An 18,373-nucleotide genomic window follows, 5' to 3' on the forward strand; every position below is an offset into this window, starting at 1 on the left:
TGGGATGTGGATCAGGACGTCAGCATGCCGGTAAATTCCCGGCATCGGCTGCTGATCGGGGCGTCGAAGATCTGCTTTGGCGGCCCTTCCTCCTCGATCCGTCCCTGATGCAGGAAGAGAACGTGGTTCGAGACATCGCGGGCAAAGCGCATCTCGTGGGTGACCAGCAGCATGGTTCGGCCCTCTTCCGCGAGATCGCGGATGACCTTGAGGACCTCGCCGACCAGTTCGGGATCGAGCGCCGATGTCGGCTCGTCGAAGAGCATCACGGCCGGGTCGATGCAAAGCGCGCGAGCGATCGCCGCTCTTTGCTGCTGTCCCCCGGAGAGAAAGGCCGGATAGGCGTCGCGCTTGTCGTAAAGCCCGACTTTGTTGAGAAGAACCTCTGCCTTCTCGATTGCCTCGCGACGGGGGACGCCGAGGACATGCACCGGAGCCTCGATGATGTTTTCGAGAACGGTCATGTGCGCCCAGAGATTGAAGCTCTGAAATACCATGCCCAATCCGCTGCGCATCCGTTCGATCTGCCGCCAGCTTTTCGGCTGCATCTGTCCATGGCGTCCCTGCCTCAGCGCGACTTCCTCGCCGTTGACGACGATGCGGCCGCGATCGGGCATTTCAAGCAGGTTTATGCAGCGCAGGAACGTGCTTTTCCCGGAACCGGACGAGCCGATGATGGAAATCACGTCCCCTTGATGGGCGGTCGTTGAAACGCCCTTGAGGACCTGATGTGACCCAAAGCTCTTGTGGAGATCTTCCACGCGAAGAGCCTGGGAGGGCAGCTCTGTCATATAGAATTCCGATGAAAAACAATTTGCGGAGAATATCGCGAAGGAGAGCGGAATTTGCGCGCAATTTCCGATTATTTTGCATATAAAAAGCAAAAATGTATTTCTTGTGCATCTTTTATGATGGAACAGAGATGTCGTCGCCTAAGTTCATCGACGCCGAAAGGAGCGGGAATGGAAAATCTGGATCGCTTTGATCGCGATATTCTCGATATCGTCCAGCGCAATTGCCAGCTCACTGCCGAAGCGATCGCGGAGGAGGTCGGCCTTTCGACTTCGGCTGTGCAACGGCGCCTGAAACGGTTGCGCGAGGACGGTATCATCAAGGCGGAAATCGCGGTCGTCGACCGCAAGGCGACCGGAACTCCAATGGTGTTCATTGTCGGCATGGAAATCGAGCGGGACAATTACGATGCGCTCGCCAAGTTCCGCCTTTGGGCGGAAAAGCAGGATCATATCCAGCAGGTCTATTACGTCACGGGCGCGGTCGATCTTATTGCGATCGTCACCGCCAGGGATGTCGAGCATTATGACGACATCGCCGCCGTGATCATGGCGGAAAATCCGCAGATCCGGCGTATGCACACGAATGTGGTGCTGCGTGACGTCAAGCTTGGTTTGTTCGTGCCGCTGGCAGATGGCAACGAGGCCGGCCGGTAAGCCGTGGGTCGCGGGATGATCGAGGGCGTGCCGCCGATCATTGACATGCACTAGGCGAGAGGGAACTGTCCTTGGCCCGGCTGATATTGCCTGATCTTCAAGATTTTCAACGAATAATGATGGGGCCTCTGCAGGCGCGCTCAACCCGACCGCAAGGCGTTCGCCGCCTTCAGGCTGTGACGTAACAAGCTGCTTCAATGCATTGTTTCTATTGCTCCCGCCGAGGCGCTGCGGGGTGACAGGTTGCTGGCGCTTTACAAAACGAACTAGTTCGTACATTATTGTTGATGAGGAGTGATGGTGCCGCATCGTGCAGCATCGAAGATTGTCAGGATGATCTCGGATGTCCTTGCAAACGGGTGCAGGCGGAGGCCATATGCGCACGGTTGCGATATGTCCTCGACATTCGAATGCTCTGGGGAGGAACGACCATGAAAAGACAAATCGAACATAAAACACCCAAGCGCGCGGCTCTTGCGAGCTGGTTGGGAAGCGCCGTCGAATATTACGATTTCTTCGTCTACGGTACGGCAGCAGCGCTCATTTTCCCGAAGATATTCTTTTCGGCGGAAGACCCGCAAACGGCGGCCATCGCCTCATTCGCGACCTTTGGCGTTGCCTATATCATGCGGCCGCTGGGGGCGGTCGTCCTGGGTCACGTCGGCGACAAGTTCGGCCGCAAGAAGGTGCTGACCTTCACCCTGCTTCTCATGGGTTTTTCGACTTTCATCATCGGCTGCCTGCCCACCTATAATCAGGCCGGCATCCTGGCGCCCATTCTTCTGGTTCTGGCGCGCGTGCTGCAAGGCATTTCGGCCGCCGGCGAACAGGCCGGCGCCAGCTCCATGACGCTTGAGCACGCGCCAGAAAATAGACGGGCCTTCTTTACCAGCTTCACGCTGAGCGGAACACAGGCCGGACTGATCCTTGCAACATTGGTCTTCATTCCGCTTGGAAAGCTCGATGAAGCCGAGTTGATGTCATGGGGTTGGCGTATCCCGTTCTTCCTGAGCTTCGTGGTGGTCATCGTCGGATTCTGGGTTCGCCGCACGCTTGCCGAAACCCCGGCCTTTCTGGAGGAAACCAAGAAGGGCGAGATCGTAAAGCTGCCGCTCGTCTCGCTGCTCACCAATTATTGGGCGGATGTCGTGCGCATCATCTTCGCGGCGCTGATTTCCGTCGTCAGCACGATCTTCAGCGTCTTCACGCTATCCTATGCGGTCAATACCATGCATATCGATCGTTCGATGATGCTGACCGTTCTGGTGCTTGCCAATATCGCGGCGCTGGGCGCGATTCCCGCATGGGCCATTCTAGCAGACCGCATCGGCCGCAAACCCGTGTTCATCTTTGGAGCCGTCGGCTGCGCGGTGCTGATCTGGCCCTACATCTGGGCCATCAGCCAGAACAACCTCATGCTCGTCTTCGTCCTCGGCATCCTGCTTTCGGGCGTGGTCTATAGTGCATCGAACGGCATCTGGCCGGCCCTCTATGCCGAAATGTTCGATACCCGCGTGCGTCTGTCCGGCATGGCCGTCGGAACCCAGATCGGTTTCGCGCTCGGCGGCTTCGCGCCAACAATCAGCGCGGCGGTTATGGGCACCGGACCGATGGGTTGGGTGCCAGTCGCGGTCTTTACCTCCATCACAGCCTTGATTGCCGCCATTTCCGCGGCTACCGCGACGGAGACCTACCGGACGCCGATCGATCAGCTTGGCAGGGATGAACGACGCTTGGCAGCTGCCGTTCGCCACGCCGATCGCATTGTCTAGTCGTCGCGTCTGACCTTGATGGCGATAACGTGTCGCGATCGCGGATGAGTTTGTTGAAAATCGTCAAGTAACGGGATGAAACAATGAAAACCTCGATTGCGACCGTTTCGATCAGCGGTGACCTTAAGGAAAAGCTTCAGGCCATCGCCAAGGCAGGTTTCGATGGCGTCGAAATCTTCGAGAACGACTTTCTCGCTTTCGATGAATCACCGCGCCAGGTGGGTCAGATCGTGAGGGATCATGGGCTGGAGATTACACTCTTTCAGCCCTTCCGGGACTTTGAAGGCATGCCTGAACCCTTCCGCAGCCGGACCTTCGATCGCGCAGAACGCAAGTTCGATCTAATGCAGGAGATGGGGACCGATCTCGTTCTTGTTTGTTCGAACGTCTCGTCCGTGGCGCTGGGCGGGATTGATCGTGCCGCCGCCGACTTCTTCGAGCTCGGCGAGAGAGCGGCCAAACGCGGCTTGCGCGTTGGATATGAGGCGCTCGCCTGGGGACGACACATTAACGACCACCGCGATGCCTGGGAAATCGTCCGCCGTGCCGATCATCCAAATATCGGCCTCATTCTCGACAGCTTCCACACGCTTTCTCGCAAGATCGACGTCAATTCGATCCGGTCGATCCCGAAAGAGAAGATCTTCATCATCCAGCTTGCCGACGCGCCGCTGATCGACATGGATCTGCTCTATTGGAGCCGCCATTTCCGCAACATGCCAGGGGAGGGCGATCTTCCCGTACTCGAATTCATGAAGGCCGTCGCCGCGACGGGCTATGACGGCTATCTGTCGCTGGAGATTTTCAACGACCAGTTCCGCGGCGGCTCGCCGACCGCCATCGCCGTCGATGGCCGGCGCTCGCTCATCTATCTTGGCGACCAGGTTCGTCGCGCGGAGAACAGCGGTCTCACCTTGCCCCCGATGCCGCCGCGTGCCGAAGTGGACGGCGTTGCCTTTGTCGAGTTTACCGTCGACGAAGCCGAGGCGTCTGTCCTTTCTGATCGGCTGCGTGCGCTGGGCTTTCGCCATGTCGGGCGCCATAAGAGCAAGCGTGTCGATGTCTTCCGGCAAGGCGACATTAATCTTGTCGTCAATACCGATCCGGACGGGTTTGCGGGCGCTTCTTACGCTTTGCACGGGCAGTCGGCCTATGCGATGGGATTATGGATGGATGATGCGGAAGCCGCGGTTGCGCGGGCCGTGGCCCTGGGCGCCGAACGCTTCGAACAACCATTGGATCCCGGCGAGATTGAAATGCCTGGTGTCAGGGGCGTTGGCGGCGGCATCCTGTATTTCCTCGATCGCAGGAGCGCGCTTAGCCGCATATGGGAGATCGAATTCGATCCGGTCCATGATGATACCGATTGGCGGCCTGTTGGGTTGACGGGCATAGACCATGTCGCGCAAACGATGAAATACGAAGAGCTGCTGACCTGGCTGCTCTTTTATACCGCGATATTGAATGCGCATAAGACGCCGATGGTCGACATTATCGATCCCGCCGGGGTCGTTCGCAGCCAGGTCGTCGAAAACGAGCCGGGCAGCTTGCGCATCACGCTGAACGGTGCGGAAAATCGCAACACGCTCGCCGGGCATTTCATCGCCGAAACTTTTGGCTCCGGCATCCAGCATCTTGCCTTTGCGACCGATGATATCTTTGCCGCCGCGGCCGCTCTGTCGGACAACGGTTTTGCCACCTTGATGATCTCGCCCAACTACTACGACGATCTGGAAGCGAGATTCGGCCTGGAGCCGGCTTTCACGGATCGCCTGAAGGCGCACAACATCCTCTATGACCGCGACGATCACGGCGAATATTTCCAGCTTTACAGCCCCACTTACGGCGAAGGCTTCTTCTTCGAAATCGTTCAGCGCAGCGGCTATCGTGGGTATGGCGCGGCGAATGCCATTTTTCGCATTGCGGCGCTGAGGCGGCATCTGCGACCGATTGGTCTGCCGAAACTTTAGGCCCTCCCCATTGGCGTGAAGCCTGTGTTAAAGCTTTGATCTTCAATGTTGGGCAGGGACAGACCCAGGAAGACGGGCAAGGCATGACCAAAGCGCAAGCGGCCAAGATCGAGCGTCTTACGCGAAAGAACGATCCAGACGCGACCAAGGAAAACATTCTCAAGATCGCCACCGAGGAATTCGTCGCAGCCGGTTTTTCCGGTGCGCGCGTCGATGAGATCGCCGAGCGCACCAAGACGTCCAAGCGCATGATCTACTATTATTTTGGCAGCAAGGAAGGGCTCTATCTCGCCGTTCTCGAGCAGGCCTATACGAAGATTCGTACGCTGGAGAGCGAACTCGATCTCGAAAACATGCCGCCCGTTCAGGCGATGGCGCAATTGATCGCAAGCACCTTCGATCATGACGACCAGAATCCGGATTTTGTACGGCTGGTCAGCATCGAGAACATTCATCGCGCCGAACATATGAAACGTTCGGTCGTCCTGTCGCAGATGAATATCGCCGTCATCGATATCATCACGGAAATCCTTGAACGGGGCTACGCGGACGGCAGCTTCGTGCGCAGGGTAGACCCCGTCGATCTGCATATGATGATCAGCGCCCAATGCTTCTTTCGCGTTTCCAATCGCCATACCTTTGGGGCGATCTTCGAGCGTGACCTGTCGTCCGAAGCCTTGAAGAAGCGGCACAAGTCGCTAATCGTCGATGCGATCCTTGCATTTCTGAGACATCCTTCCTCCGAAATGGTCTGACGAGGCCCGGGGTGATTTGATTGGCTTTGGCGTTTTCCGGCGGCGCTCCATCACGCCTTATTGACTTTACGTACTAGTTCGTACATTTTGCGAACAAGCCTGCGGCGTGGCCTTGTTTTGCTGCTCGGGAGGAAAGATTGAATACTCAAGCCGCCATTGTTCCTCGTCAACTTCATGTCGGATTGATCGGCGCCGGGATCGGCCGATCGTTGACGCCAGCCATGCATATGCGCGAAGGCGAGCATTGCGGCCTGTCCTATCGCTACGATCTCATCGACCTCGACGTCCGTGGTCTCTCCGTATCGGACCTGCCGGCTCTCATCGATGAGGCCGAGGCGATGGGGTTTGCCGGCCTCAATATCACCCATCCTTGCAAGCAGGCGGCCGTCGCGCTGGTGGACGAGCTTTCGCCCGATGCCCAGACGCTGCGCTCCATCAACACGATCGTTTTTGATGGGCGGCGCAGGATCGGCCACAATACCGATTGGTGGGGATTTGCCGAAAGCTTTCGGCGCGGGCTGGCCGGGGGTTCACTCGACCATGTCGTGCAGCTGGGCGCGGGCGGCGCCGGCGTTGCCGTTGCGCATGCAATAGCTGAAATGGGCGCGCATTCCGTGGAGATATTCGATCTCGACCCTTCGCGTGCGCGGGCCCTCGTCGACCAGCTTCAGGCGGCACATGCCGCTTGCCGTTTCTCGGTCGGTCATGATCTTGCCACGGCACTGGATGTCGCCGATGGTCTGGTTCATGCAACACCAACCGGCATGGCCGCCCATCCTGGGCTGCCGCTCGATGCGCAACTTCTATCCGATCGTCTCTGGGTCGCGGAAATCGTCTATTTCCCGATCGAGACCGCGCTGGTGAAACGCGCCCGACAGACAGGGTGCCGTGTTCTCGACGGCGGCGGCATGGCGGTATTCCAGGCGGTGAAGGCTTTCGAACTCTTCACCGGCATCCGTCCGGCGGCCGAGCGTATGATGCAGCACTTCAATTCGCTGCGCGCCTAAACGCCGACCAATAATCGAAGAGCCTCGATCCCAAAACTCCGGCGCCGAAGTTTCATCCTCTGCGCCGGAGACGTCACAAGTGATATCAGACCGGTTGCTCGATCACCAATACGCCGTAGCCGGCAAGCTCGGTCGCGCCTGATATGGCTTTGCCCGTCAGCAGGTCGGTACCCGCCGGCAGATTGACGATCTTCGTTTCATGCTCGGTATTGAGCACGAACAGCAGCTTCCTGCCGCCACCTTCGCGCAGTGACACTTCGACGCCATTAGGCATATCCTGCACCAGCGGCGCGGCAACATCGTTGCTGACGAGAAGCTCGCGAATGACCTCCGCGAGCGGCGCGGTGAGATAGGTGCCGAGGTAGTAGACCTGACCATTGCCATGCCGGCTGCGCGTCAGCATCGGCGTGCCTTCCAGGAAACGGTCGGACCAGCGGCCGATGATCTCGGTGTCGGCGGATGTCTCCAGCTTCTCGTAAAGGTGTCCGGCTTCCAGCTGACGATTGCCGATCGTATAGGCATATTTGCGCGAGGCCGAGGTTGCGGCCGGACGTGGCGACGGTTGGTGGCTGCCGATGCCGCCCTCGCGGAAACCGGTGAACAGTCCATCCGCTCCTGGAGCGGAGACAGGACCGAATTCATGGACACGCACGCCGGAAAGCTCCGCGAGCGCCTTGCCCGGTGCCTGGGTACGGATGATGTGATTGTTGTCGTCGCGAGTTCCGGTCATCGCCGACAGGATGAGCGTACCGCCATCGGCGACGAACTTCTCCACGGCTTTCGACCACTCCTCCTTCCACATGACCCAATGGGGAACATAGAGGGCCTTGATGCGCGAGAGATCATCTTCCGGATGGATGAAGCCGCAGGCAATGCCGGCCTCATAGCATGCGCGGTGCAGATGGGCTGCATCCTGCATCGGGCTTGGCAGGCCGATCGCGTAGGTCTTGTAGGCTTCCTGATTATCGAAATCCGCTCCGGCGATGGCAATATCCATGCGGACGGTCGTGCCGAGCAGCTTGTCCTCGATCTTGCGGATGTCGGATGCGAATTGCTTGGCTTCCTCGTAGCGACGGCGCGCAACGTCGTCATGGTCGATAATGCCGTTCCAGTAGATCTCGGCGCCGAAATGCGCCGGCCGCCAACGGAAGAACATCAGGCCGTCCGCGCCGCGCGATACCGAGGTCATCGCCATGCGGCGCATCTCGCCCGGCTCCGGCACGGAGGAGGAAAAGCCGGGCTGGCTGCCGAGGCCGGAGGCCTGTTCCGGGACGATGAAATTGCCGGAATAGGCGCGGCATTGGTCGAGATGGAAGGCCTGTGTAATCGCATGACCGCCGCCGCGACGCATTTCGTCATAGAGGAACGGATAGATATCGAAGCCGATGAAATCGAGATCCTGGCCGAACTGGCCGCGGAAATCGATATCTACAAGGCCGCCGAGATTGTGGAAGATGAACCATGCGGGATTGGTCGCCCGCAGGATTTCGACCTGATCGTGCTGGAAGAGGGCCGTCGCGAAGGCGAGAAAGCGATGATAGTCCTGCACGTGACCAGGGCTGGAGAAGGACGGGTTCATCGGCTGTGGGAAGACGATCTGGTCGAAGGTCTGGTACGCCGTTGCCCAGAAGTCGCCGCCCCAGGCAAAATTCAGCGCGTCGATCGTTCCATATTTCGCGCGGCAGAACTTCTGGAACTCGATGAGTGCCGAGGGCGAATAGCTCTCGGAAGTCGTCGTGTTCAGCTCGTTATCCGTCTGCCAGCCGATGACGTGAGGATTGTCCCGGTAGTGCTCGGCCATCGCACGGGTAATCCGTTGGCTGTGCCGGCGCAGCACCGGGCTCGTCGTGTCGCAATGCTGGCGCGATCCATGGCTTGCCTGCCGGCCATTGGCATCGACGCGCAGGACTTCGGGGTACTTCGCAGTCAGCCAGCGCGGCGGCGTTGCCGTCGGCGTGCAGAGAATGGTCTTGATGCCGTGCTTGGCCAGGCCGGCGATTGCCTTGTCGAAGAGCGAGAAGTCGAAATGGTCCTCATGCGGCTCCATGATATGCCAGGCGAATTCCGCCATGCGAACGGTGTTGAAACCGGCGGTCGCCATGCGTTCCGCATCGCGGTCCCAATAACTCTCGTCGACATGTTCGGGATAATGCGGCACGCCGACCAAGAAGCCGTCGAGATTGAGCGTCCGCCAGACGGATAGCGGCTTTCTTTCCAAAACTTTCATGAGGTCACAAGCTTTCTTTACAGAGAGGCAATGATTGACTTCGGCCGGCTGAGCGTTCTGCCATCGGGACCGAAGAGATAGAGGGACGATGTCGAGGCGGATAGCTTGATCTGCTCGCCGGCCGAAAAGCCGGCGGCATTGCCGAGCTGAACGGTGAAATTGCGCGTGCCGCTTTCAGATCCGATCGTTGCGAGCGGACCCGCATCGACATAGAGAATGGTTTCACGGCCGAGCTGCTCGACCAACCCGACCTTGCCGTTGAATGAAATGGCTGTGTCTTCGTTGAGGGCGCCCATCTTCAACGATTCCGGCCGAATTCCCAGCGTCAGGCTGGCTTGCGCCTTAAGATCGCCGACATCGGCCACCGGAACATGGACCGTCGTGTCGCCGCCTTCCAGCGCGACTTCAGCAATACCGTCGCTGAGGGAAACGAGCTTCGCATTGACGAAGTTGATACGCGGTGCGCCCAAAAAGCCAGCGACGAATTGGTTTGCCGGATTGTGATAGAGATTGAGCGGCGCGCCTTCCTGCTCGATGATACCCTTGTTGAACACCACGATGCGGCTCGCCATGGTCATCGCCTCGACCTGATCGTGCGTCACATAGATCATCGTCGAGCCAAGCTGCTGGTGCAGCGTTGAAAGCTCGACGCGCATTTGCGTGCGCAGCGCGGCATCGAGATTGGAGAGCGGTTCGTCGAAGAGGAAGACTTCCGGCGAGCGGGTGATGGCGCGGCCGATGGCGACGCGCTGGCGCTGGCCGCCCGAAAGCTGCTTCGGGCGCTTGTCGAGCTGGTCGGATATTCTGAGGATTTCGGCCGCGCGTTTGACGGCCGCATCGATCTCGCTTTGCGGGCGCTTCGCCATCTTCAGGCCGAAGCCCATGTTCTCGGCGACCGTCATATGCGGATAAAGCGCATAGGACTGGAAGACCATGGCAATGCCGCGATCGCCCGGCTCCTCGCGCGTCACGTCGCGACCGTTGATCCAAATCTCGCCGGAGCTGATGTTTTCGAGCCCCGCGATCGTCTTCAGCGTGGTGGACTTGCCGCAGCCCGACGGGCCGACCATGACGATGAACTCGCCCTTGTCGACGGAAAGATTGACCGAACGCAGGGCGTGATAGCCGCCATAATGTTTGTCGATGTCGATCAGCTTTACATGGCTCATGAGTGATACTCCAAATCTGTTCGCGCGGTATGGGACATGTCAGCCCTTGACGGCGCCCATGGTCAGGCCCGCGATGAAATGTTTCTGCATCAGGAAGAACATCAGGACCGGTGGGACGGCGACGAACAAGGTTGCCGCCGCCACGATATTCCAGGCGGAGGTCCACTCGCCTCTGAGATTGTTCAGGCCCGCCGTTACCGGTTTCACGACATCGCTCTGGGTGAGCACGATCGCCCAGAAGTAATCGTTCCAGACGAAGGTGAAGATCAGGATCGCAAGGGCTGCCAGCGCCGGCCGCATCAGCGGTATGACGACATGGCGCATCGTCTGCCAGGGGGACGCGCCTTCCGCGCGCGCGGCCTGAAACAATTCGTCGGGCAGAGCCGCTATGAAATTGCGCATGAACAGGGTGGCAAAGCCGGTCTGGAAGGCGACATGGAAGATGATCAATGCGAAATAGGTGTCGTAGAGGCCAACCGAGACCATGAGATCGCGCACCGGGATCATCATGATCTGCGCGGGCAGGAAGTTGCCGCCAACGAAGAGCGAGAAGAGCAGGGCGTTGCCGCGAAAATTATAGCGCGCGAGCACATAGCCGGTCAGCGTCGAGAATAGGAGAACCAGCAGCACCGAAGGCAGCGTGATGATGAGGCTATTGATGAAATAGCCCCACATGTTCGTCTGCTGGAAGACCGCCTGGAAATTCTCGACGAGATTGACGTGCTCGGGCCATGTCCAGTATTTGCCGGCCATGATTTCATCGGCCGTCTTGGATGCGGTCAACATGACCGCGAAGAGGGGCAGCAGCCAGAGGATCAGGATCAGGCCGACGAAGCCGGCATAAAGGCCGCGAAGTACGGGCTTTTCTTCGGGGATGGGGCGAGGATACATCAGCGTGTCTCCCGTTCCATGCGCACCATGACGCGCAGATACCAGCTGATGAAAACGATCATGATTGCAAAGAGGACGGTGGCGATCGCCGCGCCGTAGCCAAAACGATAGGAGAAGATCGACTGCTCGTACATCTGATAGGCCAGCACCTCCGACGAGCCGAAGGGCCCGCCTGATGTCATTACCGCGATCATGTCGAAGGATCGCAAGGCGCCGACAACGGTCACGGCAAGAGCGATGAAACCCACCTGGCGCAATTGCGGCAGGACGACGTGCCAGAGCATGTTCCAGCCGCGCGCACCATCGACACGTCCGGCCCCGATGATATCGGAACTCAGATTGTTGAGGCCGGCGAGAAAGAGCACCATGCAAAAGGCGATCTGTGGCCAGAGCGCGGCGGCAACCACGGCGAAGGTGACGAAATGCTCATCGGCGAGCAGGGCAGGCGCCGTCGCGCCGAAGAGATTGAAGATCAGCGCAAGAAGCCCGTAATTCGGATCATAGACCCAGCCGAATACGACACCGACGGTGACCGTGGCGAGTACGAGCGGAATGAAGAAGAGCGACTTCAAGATCCGCATGCCGGCGATCTGCTGGTTGGCGAGCAGTGCCAGCGCCAGCCCAAGCGGCGGCGCCGCCATGAACATGACGAGCCAGATGATGTTGTTCTTCAGCGAGACGTAGAATTGCGGGTCGGCAAAAAGCTCGGAATAGTTTGCCAATCCCACCCAGCTCTTCTGTCCGACGCCGTCCCAATCGAAGAAGGAAATCCAGATCGATTGGATCGAGGAAGCGATGATGATCGTTCCGAATAGGATGCATCCCGGCACGATGAAGAGGACAGGCGTCAGCCAGTTCCTGTGTTTTTTCCACATGGCTCAGACTTTTTGGTTCGATAATTCAAGGCACGCGCGGCGGGGTGAGGGCTTAAAGCCGATGCCCGCCGCGCCTTGGTCCGGGAGGACTATTTGAAAATGCGCGCGCGCGTCTTTTCGAGCCGCGCCAGGATCTGGTCGCGACGCTCGGGCTTGACCGTGAATTCCTGGAAGCCCTTCATGCCGTCCTGCGCCATGTCCGGGTCGGTGTCACGGTCATAATATTGCGCCGTTCCCTTCACGCTCCTGAGCGACTCCACGGCGATGTTGACCAAGGGGTCCTTGCTGGGTGGGCAATCGTTGCGCGGCGGAATGGTGCCTTCGGCTTCGAGGAATGCGCTGAGATTGTCAGGCTGATAAAAGTAAGCAAGGAAATCACGCGCACCCTGCCGGTTCTTCGCCTTGGCCGGGATATGCACGGAGTTGACCGAGAAATCCTCGTAGCGTTCGACACCGGAGACGATTTCCGGGAAGGGAGCGAAGGCGATCTGGCCCTCGTCGCCTGCCGGGAAGGCGGACTTGATGAAGCCTCCAAGGTCCATCATCGCGGCCTTCTTCTGCGCCAGGGCCGCGCCTGCCTGTTCCCAGCCGAAGGACGGCGCGTTGGCGGAGAAGAAATTGGCCCTGATAAGCTCTTCCCATTTGTCGAAGACCGGCTTCAGCATCGGGTCGGTATAGGCGATCTTGCCTTCCATCAGCGCAAGGTGCTTGTCGAGACCGTTGATGCGCAGGTTCATGTGATCGAACCAGCCTCCGGTCGGCCAGAGTTCCTTCGTACCCATGCTGATCGGGGTCATGCCGGCGGATTTCGCCGCCTCGCCGAATTTCAAGAATTCGTCCCAGTTCTTGGGCGCCGTCCAGCCCTTCTCGGCGAAAACATCCTTGCGATAGAAAAGTCCCCAGAGAATGCCGCCAAGCGGCAGACCGTACTGCTTGCCGTTGACGGTGACGGCCGTCATGGTAGCGCCGAGCTTATCGCTATAGCCTTCCTTGGCAAACAGGTCGGAAATGTCGTCGAACAGTCCGCGATCGACAAATGCCTTCATGCGATTGCCGGAGAACCAGAAGCAGATATCCGGGGCGCCGACGACGAGGTAACTGCGGATGGCCGTCTTGTGAGCCTCGTGATCCATATTGTTGATGGTGACTTTCGTCCCCGTCTTCTTGGTAAAATCGGCCGCGATGCGGTCAAGGACGGCGCGCTGATCGGCATTGCCGATATCCGAAATGATCGTCACCTCGCCGCCATTGGCAATTGCCGGCCGATAAAGCGCCGTGGCGGCCAGGGCAGCGCCCGTGCCGATCATGAACTGGCGCCGAGACGCCCTGATTGCATTGACGAGTGAAAGTTCGTTCTTCGACGCCATCTTTTTCCTCCCGAGGCACATCAAATTCCAGGCCCGCCCACCGACGTGAGCAGCCACTAACCTTCAGAAACTACGCAATAAACCGGCAATTCCGCTTGTGCTGATACAAGCAGACATTCCTCCATTGCCATGCGCTATTGCATACCGTATCTTCCAGGAAGCAACAATAGTTAATTTACAAAATAAATTTAAAGGATCACCGTGCGCGGCAACCCTAGTACCTCCCGAGCCCTCAACCGGCGGCTCATCCTGAACCTGCTGCGTAATCGCGGAGCGATGCCGCGCGCCGAAATCGCCACCGTGACGGGCCTCAGCCCGGCGGCCGTGACTTTCGTGGTCACGGAGCTGGTCGAGGAGGGGCTTGTCATCGAGGGAAAAGCGCAGACAGGTGCCACGGGTCGGCGGCCTGTGCCGGTCGATATTAATTATGATGGTCATCTGGCTGTCGGCTTCAAGCTTCGCCACGACAGCATCGATTGTGTCCTGACCGATCTCGCCACGACGCCGATCGCCTCCTTCGATATGCCTGTGCCGGATACGCGACCGGAAACAATGGTCGAGGCGATTGCGACGGCCATCCCGAAGCTTCTTGCCGATGCTGGCCGCACCGGTTTGCCGGTCATGGGGGTCGGCGTTTCCATCCCCGGCGAGGTGGACGCGGTCAACGGCATCTGCGTCCAGAGCCCGCGCTTCGGTTGGCGCAATCTTGCTTTTCCCGAACTGCTGCGTGAGCGGGTCCATGTTCCGGTCTGGATCGACGACGATATCAGCGCCTTCACCGTCGCGCAGCGGCTCTTCGGCGCGGGCCGCAATTACAGCAATTTCGCGACGATCGCCGTTGGCACCGGCGTCGGGTCATCACTCGTTATGGGTGGGGAAATCTATCACGGAAGCCATGGCCTGGCCGGAAAGCTCGGCCACATCATCACTGTTCCCGGCGGACGTCTTTGCGAATGCGGGAGAAGGGGCTGCCTTCAGGCGCACACAGCCGAGGCCGCGATGATCGAAGACTGGGGCCGACAAAGAGGCGCAAAGGCCAATCGCGATGAATTCGCAGCCGCGATTGATAGCCGCGATCCGGCGGCTCTCCAGGTCATGGCAGAGGCGGGGGAGCTGATCGGGCGCCATCTGGCCGATCTGGTGAACCTGTTCGATCCCGAGGTCCTCATCGCGGGCGGCGAAGCCATGCAGTTTGGCGAGGCGATTCTTGAGCCGATCCGCCGTTCGATGGCAAAATATGTCTTCTTGAATACGCCGGAATTACTTCCTGACTGGGTGCCAGGCTCCTGGGCGCGGGGCGCCGCAGCTCTGGCGACCCAGCATTTCTTTGATCTGGACGTTGAATGATACCGCTGCGCGCATGATCCGCATATGCGCACCATGTCGCCAAGATCGCCTGCCTGAGGCGCGGCTCGCTCCTCATCGGGAGCATCCTTGGTGGATGCCGGCAGCCATTGTCACGTCACGTTTCGACGGCTGCTTCAGGCATGCGCGCGACGCAACTCCTTGGGAGATTGTCCGTAGAGCCGGCGAAAGAGCCTAGCAAAATGAGACGCGCTATCGAAGCCGACCTCCAGTGCGATTTCAATGAGCGGAGCCTCTGTCTGGAGAACCAGCTGCTTGGCCCGTTCCATGCGAATACGGGTGTAGACGACGCCGGGAGAGGTTTTCATTTCCTCGGTGAACAGACGTTCAAGCTGCCGTCGGGACAGTCCGACCGATGCGGCAAGATCTTCGGTCGGCACCACGTCCTCGATATGGCTTTCCATGGTAATCAGCACGGCCTTCAGGCGTGGGTCCTGACATTCGATCGCGAGCGGCTTGCGCGGTTGGATATCCAGCCCGGATCGAGCGCGCTCAATCTGCAGCACTTCAAGCGCGTTTCGCTCGGCGTCCCGGCTGATGTGTCGTCTGACGAGAAAGGCGGCCATATCGGCGGCGCTGCTTCCGCCGGCGCATGATCCGCGGCTCCGGTCGAGATTGAACAGGCGATCAGAGCGAACGGGGTTCTCGGGGAATTGCTCCCGATAGGCCTGATAATGCAGCCAGCTGACGCAGGTCTGGTGTGTTTTCATCAAGCCAAGGCGTGCCAAGATGAACGTGCCGGTGCAGACCCCGATCAGCGGGATCTTCTGAGCCGCGGCCTTCTTCAGATAATCGGAAGTCTGCTGATCGATCGTGATGTCGGCATTCAAGAGTCCGCCGACGACGACAATGTAATGGAATTCCTTTGGGTCGATAAAGTCCGACGTCGGTGCGACCTGAACACCGCAGCTCGATGTGATGAGATGCCGGGTGCTACCCAATACCTGCCAGTCGGCCAGCACCCTGCCGGATTTATCGGCTTCGTCGCTCGCCAATCTCAGCGTATCCACGAACAGGGCGAAGGCGGAAAGCGTAAATGATCGCGCGAGGATGAATCCGACCTTCAAGGGATCGTGCTTAGCTTCTTGTTTGACGGATTTCATGCAATGCCTCGACGGACAGACCTCTTCTATTTGATCTGGAAACCATAGGCCAAAGGATCTCGATCGTCGACGAAGATCGTATTGTGGCCGATGATCCGCGCCCAGCCCCCGACGCTAGGCCTGATGTCGCGGAAATCTCCGATTTCAACGTCGGACTCTATGTATGCTTCGAATACCGTGCAGATATCGGTGGCTCAGTGGTACCCCGTAAACTGGAGATAAGCCGCAAGGCTGACGGCGGAAAGCGCCACAATGGCAGCGGGGTGGGAAAGGCTCTTGCTGATGGCCGCGAGCAGCAGGCCGAGCAAGACGATGGCACTTCCCAGTAACGGCCCCTTATCGGCAAAGGACAATGCAAGGGCCGTCAGGCTGACTGCCGCCGCGACCATCGTAACCGGCATCTGGTTTTGAAGGCTGTCACCGCGGCTTGCGAAGGTCAGCAGAAACCTGTTCCAGCTCAAGCCGAGGGAAATGCTCAAAAGTAGCGGCAGGAGAATGGACAGCATGAATATCGTCTCTTCCGATGGATCAATCGTAAAGACGCAATTCATGTGCCAATAGGCGCAGGCGTTAATCCGGCCGGGTATATCGGAGCTCAGGTGTAGACTGCTGCCCGTTTGTGCGGCGATCTGCCGCTCCGTTCAGCATCCGTCGGAATTGGCAGGCTTAATGCCGGGCAGGAAAGGGGCTTTGAGTTCATCGATAGCGCGGTCCCGCTTGCGTGACGATCACGTCCATCGGAATGTCATGAGCGAGCGGACGGATGGTATCGATCCTCTGCGATTCGAAGCCGACGCCGATGACCAAAGGCTTGCGCTCGAGGGCCGCAAGGGTTCTGTCGAAAAATCCGCCTCCATAACCAAGACGGTAGCAGGCTGGATCGAAGCCGACCAGGGGCGCGATGACGATATCGGGAACCGCTTGCCTGCCCTCTGCCGGCACGGGAATGTTCCATACCCCGCGTTCGAGCCGCTCTCCTGTTTTCCATGATCGGAATATCAAGGGTTCTGCCTTGGCGACAACGACCGGCAACAGGCAATCCGCGCCTTGTGCCGTCAAGGCCGCCATCCATCCTCTCAAGTCCGGCTCTCCCGAGAAGGGCCAGAACAGGCTGATATGTTTGCCGTCTATATCGGTGACAATCTGATCGAGATAGGTGGCGATCGCGCCTGCATATTCTTCACGCTTTGCGATTGGCAGCGCCTTTCGCTCGCCGATCAGCCTTTGCCGCTCAATCCTTCGCCACGCGAAAATATCCGAAGCCCGGTCTTCATCGGGTGAAATGCCGCTATAGGCTCGGTCGACCTCGTGCAACATGCAGGCAGGCGATGCGTATTCGCGGATTGCCTCGTCGGTTTCACGTTGATCTGGTTTTGCCATCCGCCCGTCAGAACTCCATTTCCTGGCTCGATACCGAAACATGCTTGAGCTGCGACAATGATTTTTATATAGGGAATAATAAGGTAACTTAATTCCTGAATCGAGATCTTTTAATTGGACCTCTCATCAATCGAGATCTTCCTTGCCGTGGCCAATGACCGCAGCGTGACGAAGGCCGCGAAGGCCGTGGGGCGCGTGCCGTCGAACGTGACGACGCGTATCCAGCAGTTGGAAGACGATCTGGGCGTCCTGCTCTTCAGCCGCGACGGCAAGAAGATGACCCTGACGAAAGAAGGCGAGACATTTCACCGCTATGCCAATCGGCTCGCCGCGCTTGCGCTCGAGGCGCGTCAGGCGGTCAGGCCCCAGCGCCCAACGGGCACATTGCGTCTGGGGACGATGGAAAGCACGGCGGCAAGCCGGCTGCCCGCGGCGCTCAGCCGGTTCAACCAAATGTGGCCGGATGTATCGCTCAAGCTGACGCTTGGCGCCTCCCGCGACCTTGCTCAAGATGTTCTGCGCGATGTTCTGGACTGCGCGCTGATCGCCCGGCCGCCAAAGGCAATGCTGGATGAAGATCCAAGTTTCGCGGCTGAACTCAAGCAGCTCGAAGCCGAACCGGTATTTGTCGAGGATCTGCTGCTCCTGCTGCCATCCGGGCATCCGCCGATCCGGTCGGCTGCCGATTTGCGCGTTGGTTCGATTGCTGCCCTTGAGCCCGGATGCACTTATCGCGGGATTGCAGAAGGCTGGGCGCGCAGGTCGAGCTCTCTGCCAACGACCGAACTTGGCTCCTATCATGCGATTCTGGCCAGTGTGGCGACCGGCAACGCAGCCGGTGTCATGCCAAGATCGGTTCTCGATCTCATGCACTGGCCGGCGACATCGGTGACGCACCAGCTCGCCATGGTCGACACGATCCTTATCTCGCGCAAGAATGGTCGTCCGAGTTCGCTCGATGCGTTTCAAGAGGTCCTCGGCGCCACCAGGGGCAAGGGCCTGCCGCTACCGTCGAACTAGCCGGCGTCCCGCCGTTCATCCAAG

Annotated in this window: 16 protein-coding genes and 1 pseudogene; 7 read left to right on the top strand and 10 right to left on the bottom strand. The window is 59.0% G+C overall.

What is annotated here, in order from left to right; all coding sequences use genetic code 11:
• Nucleotides 1-11: 11 nt before the first annotated feature.
• On the bottom strand, nt 12-791 hold the full coding sequence (locus GDN47_RS19440; protein ID WP_152094029.1) for an ABC transporter ATP-binding protein: 780 nt from the start codon (nt 789-791) through the stop codon (nt 12-14).
• A 171-nt stretch (nt 792-962) separates the two neighbouring features.
• On the opposite strand from GDN47_RS19440, the gene GDN47_RS19445 reads away from it, so the two are divergent.
• From GDN47_RS19445 to GDN47_RS19465, 5 genes are all read left to right on the top strand, one after another.
• On the top strand, nt 963-1,448 hold the full coding sequence (locus GDN47_RS19445) for an Lrp/AsnC family transcriptional regulator (protein WP_095438161.1): 486 nt from the start codon (nt 963-965) through the stop codon (nt 1,446-1,448).
• A gap of 431 nt (nt 1,449-1,879) precedes the next feature.
• Nucleotides 1,880-3,220: an MFS transporter gene (locus GDN47_RS19450; RefSeq protein ID WP_152094030.1), complete on the top strand. Its 1,341-nt coding sequence runs from the start codon at nt 1,880-1,882 to the stop codon at nt 3,218-3,220.
• Between the two features lie 83 nt (nt 3,221-3,303).
• Complete coding sequence (locus GDN47_RS19455; RefSeq protein ID WP_152094031.1) at nt 3,304-5,190, top strand: bifunctional sugar phosphate isomerase/epimerase/4-hydroxyphenylpyruvate dioxygenase family protein; 1,887 nt, start codon at nt 3,304-3,306, stop codon at nt 5,188-5,190.
• 83 nt (nt 5,191-5,273) lie between these two features.
• Entirely contained in the window at nt 5,274-5,945 is a 672-nt protein-coding gene (locus GDN47_RS19460) for a TetR/AcrR family transcriptional regulator (protein WP_113388732.1), read from the top strand.
• Nucleotides 5,946-6,082: 137 nt separating this feature from the next.
• Nucleotides 6,083-6,952, top strand: coding sequence for a shikimate dehydrogenase (locus GDN47_RS19465; RefSeq protein ID WP_152094032.1), 870 nt, complete (start codon nt 6,083-6,085; stop codon nt 6,950-6,952).
• An 85-nt stretch (nt 6,953-7,037) separates the two neighbouring features.
• Here the strand turns inward: GDN47_RS19465 and GDN47_RS19470 are convergent, their stop codons facing one another.
• From GDN47_RS19470 to GDN47_RS19490, 5 genes are all read right to left on the bottom strand, one after another.
• Nucleotides 7,038-9,179: a beta-galactosidase gene (locus tag GDN47_RS19470; protein WP_152094033.1), complete on the bottom strand. Its 2,142-nt coding sequence runs from the start codon at nt 9,177-9,179 to the stop codon at nt 7,038-7,040.
• Between the two features lie 17 nt (nt 9,180-9,196).
• Entirely contained in the window at nt 9,197-10,348 is a 1,152-nt protein-coding gene (locus GDN47_RS19475) for an ABC transporter ATP-binding protein (protein WP_152094034.1), read from the bottom strand.
• Nucleotides 10,349-10,387: 39 nt separating this feature from the next.
• On the bottom strand, nt 10,388-11,239 hold the full coding sequence (locus GDN47_RS19480) for a carbohydrate ABC transporter permease (protein WP_113388728.1): 852 nt from the start codon (nt 11,237-11,239) through the stop codon (nt 10,388-10,390).
• Nucleotides 11,239-12,114, bottom strand: coding sequence for a carbohydrate ABC transporter permease (locus GDN47_RS19485; protein ID WP_152094035.1), 876 nt, complete (start codon nt 12,112-12,114; stop codon nt 11,239-11,241). Before GDN47_RS19485 ends, GDN47_RS19480 begins: the two co-directional genes overlap by 1 nt.
• Before the next feature lie 89 nt (nt 12,115-12,203).
• Nucleotides 12,204-13,481: an ABC transporter substrate-binding protein gene (locus GDN47_RS19490; protein ID WP_152094036.1), complete on the bottom strand. Its 1,278-nt coding sequence runs from the start codon at nt 13,479-13,481 to the stop codon at nt 12,204-12,206.
• 201 nt (nt 13,482-13,682) lie between these two features.
• Between GDN47_RS19490 and GDN47_RS19495 the strand changes: the two genes are divergently transcribed.
• On the top strand, nt 13,683-14,828 hold the full coding sequence (locus tag GDN47_RS19495; protein ID WP_113331049.1) for an ROK family transcriptional regulator: 1,146 nt from the start codon (nt 13,683-13,685) through the stop codon (nt 14,826-14,828).
• Nucleotides 14,829-14,962: 134 nt separating this feature from the next.
• Here the strand turns inward: GDN47_RS19495 and GDN47_RS19500 are convergent, their stop codons facing one another.
• The 4 genes and pseudogenes from GDN47_RS19500 to GDN47_RS19515 form a co-directional block, all read right to left on the bottom strand.
• Nucleotides 14,963-15,949: a GlxA family transcriptional regulator gene (locus GDN47_RS19500; RefSeq protein ID WP_152094037.1), complete on the bottom strand. Its 987-nt coding sequence runs from the start codon at nt 15,947-15,949 to the stop codon at nt 14,963-14,965.
• A 26-nt stretch (nt 15,950-15,975) separates the two neighbouring features.
• Nucleotides 15,976-16,134 (bottom strand): annotated as a pseudogene (locus tag GDN47_RS19505) (proline racemase family protein); the annotation flags it as partial.
• Nucleotides 16,135-16,143: 9 nt separating this feature from the next.
• A complete protein-coding gene (locus GDN47_RS19510; protein WP_069614447.1) occupies nt 16,144-16,455 on the bottom strand; it encodes a hypothetical protein in 312 nt (103 codons plus the stop codon).
• Nucleotides 16,456-16,645: 190 nt separating this feature from the next.
• Entirely contained in the window at nt 16,646-17,329 is a 684-nt protein-coding gene (locus GDN47_RS19515) for a 5-formyltetrahydrofolate cyclo-ligase (RefSeq protein WP_152094038.1), read from the bottom strand.
• 114 nt (nt 17,330-17,443) lie between these two features.
• On the opposite strand from GDN47_RS19515, the gene GDN47_RS19520 reads away from it, so the two are divergent.
• Nucleotides 17,444-18,349 carry a LysR substrate-binding domain-containing protein gene (locus GDN47_RS19520; protein WP_152094039.1) on the top strand — a complete coding sequence of 302 codons (906 nt, stop codon included), beginning with the start codon at nt 17,444-17,446 and terminating at the stop codon, nt 18,347-18,349.
• The last annotated feature ends 24 nt before the right edge of the window (nt 18,350-18,373 follow it).

It is taken from the genome of Martinezella dioscoreae, assembly GCF_009176305.1.
GTDB lineage: Bacteria > Pseudomonadota > Alphaproteobacteria > Rhizobiales > Rhizobiaceae > Rhizobium > Rhizobium dioscoreae.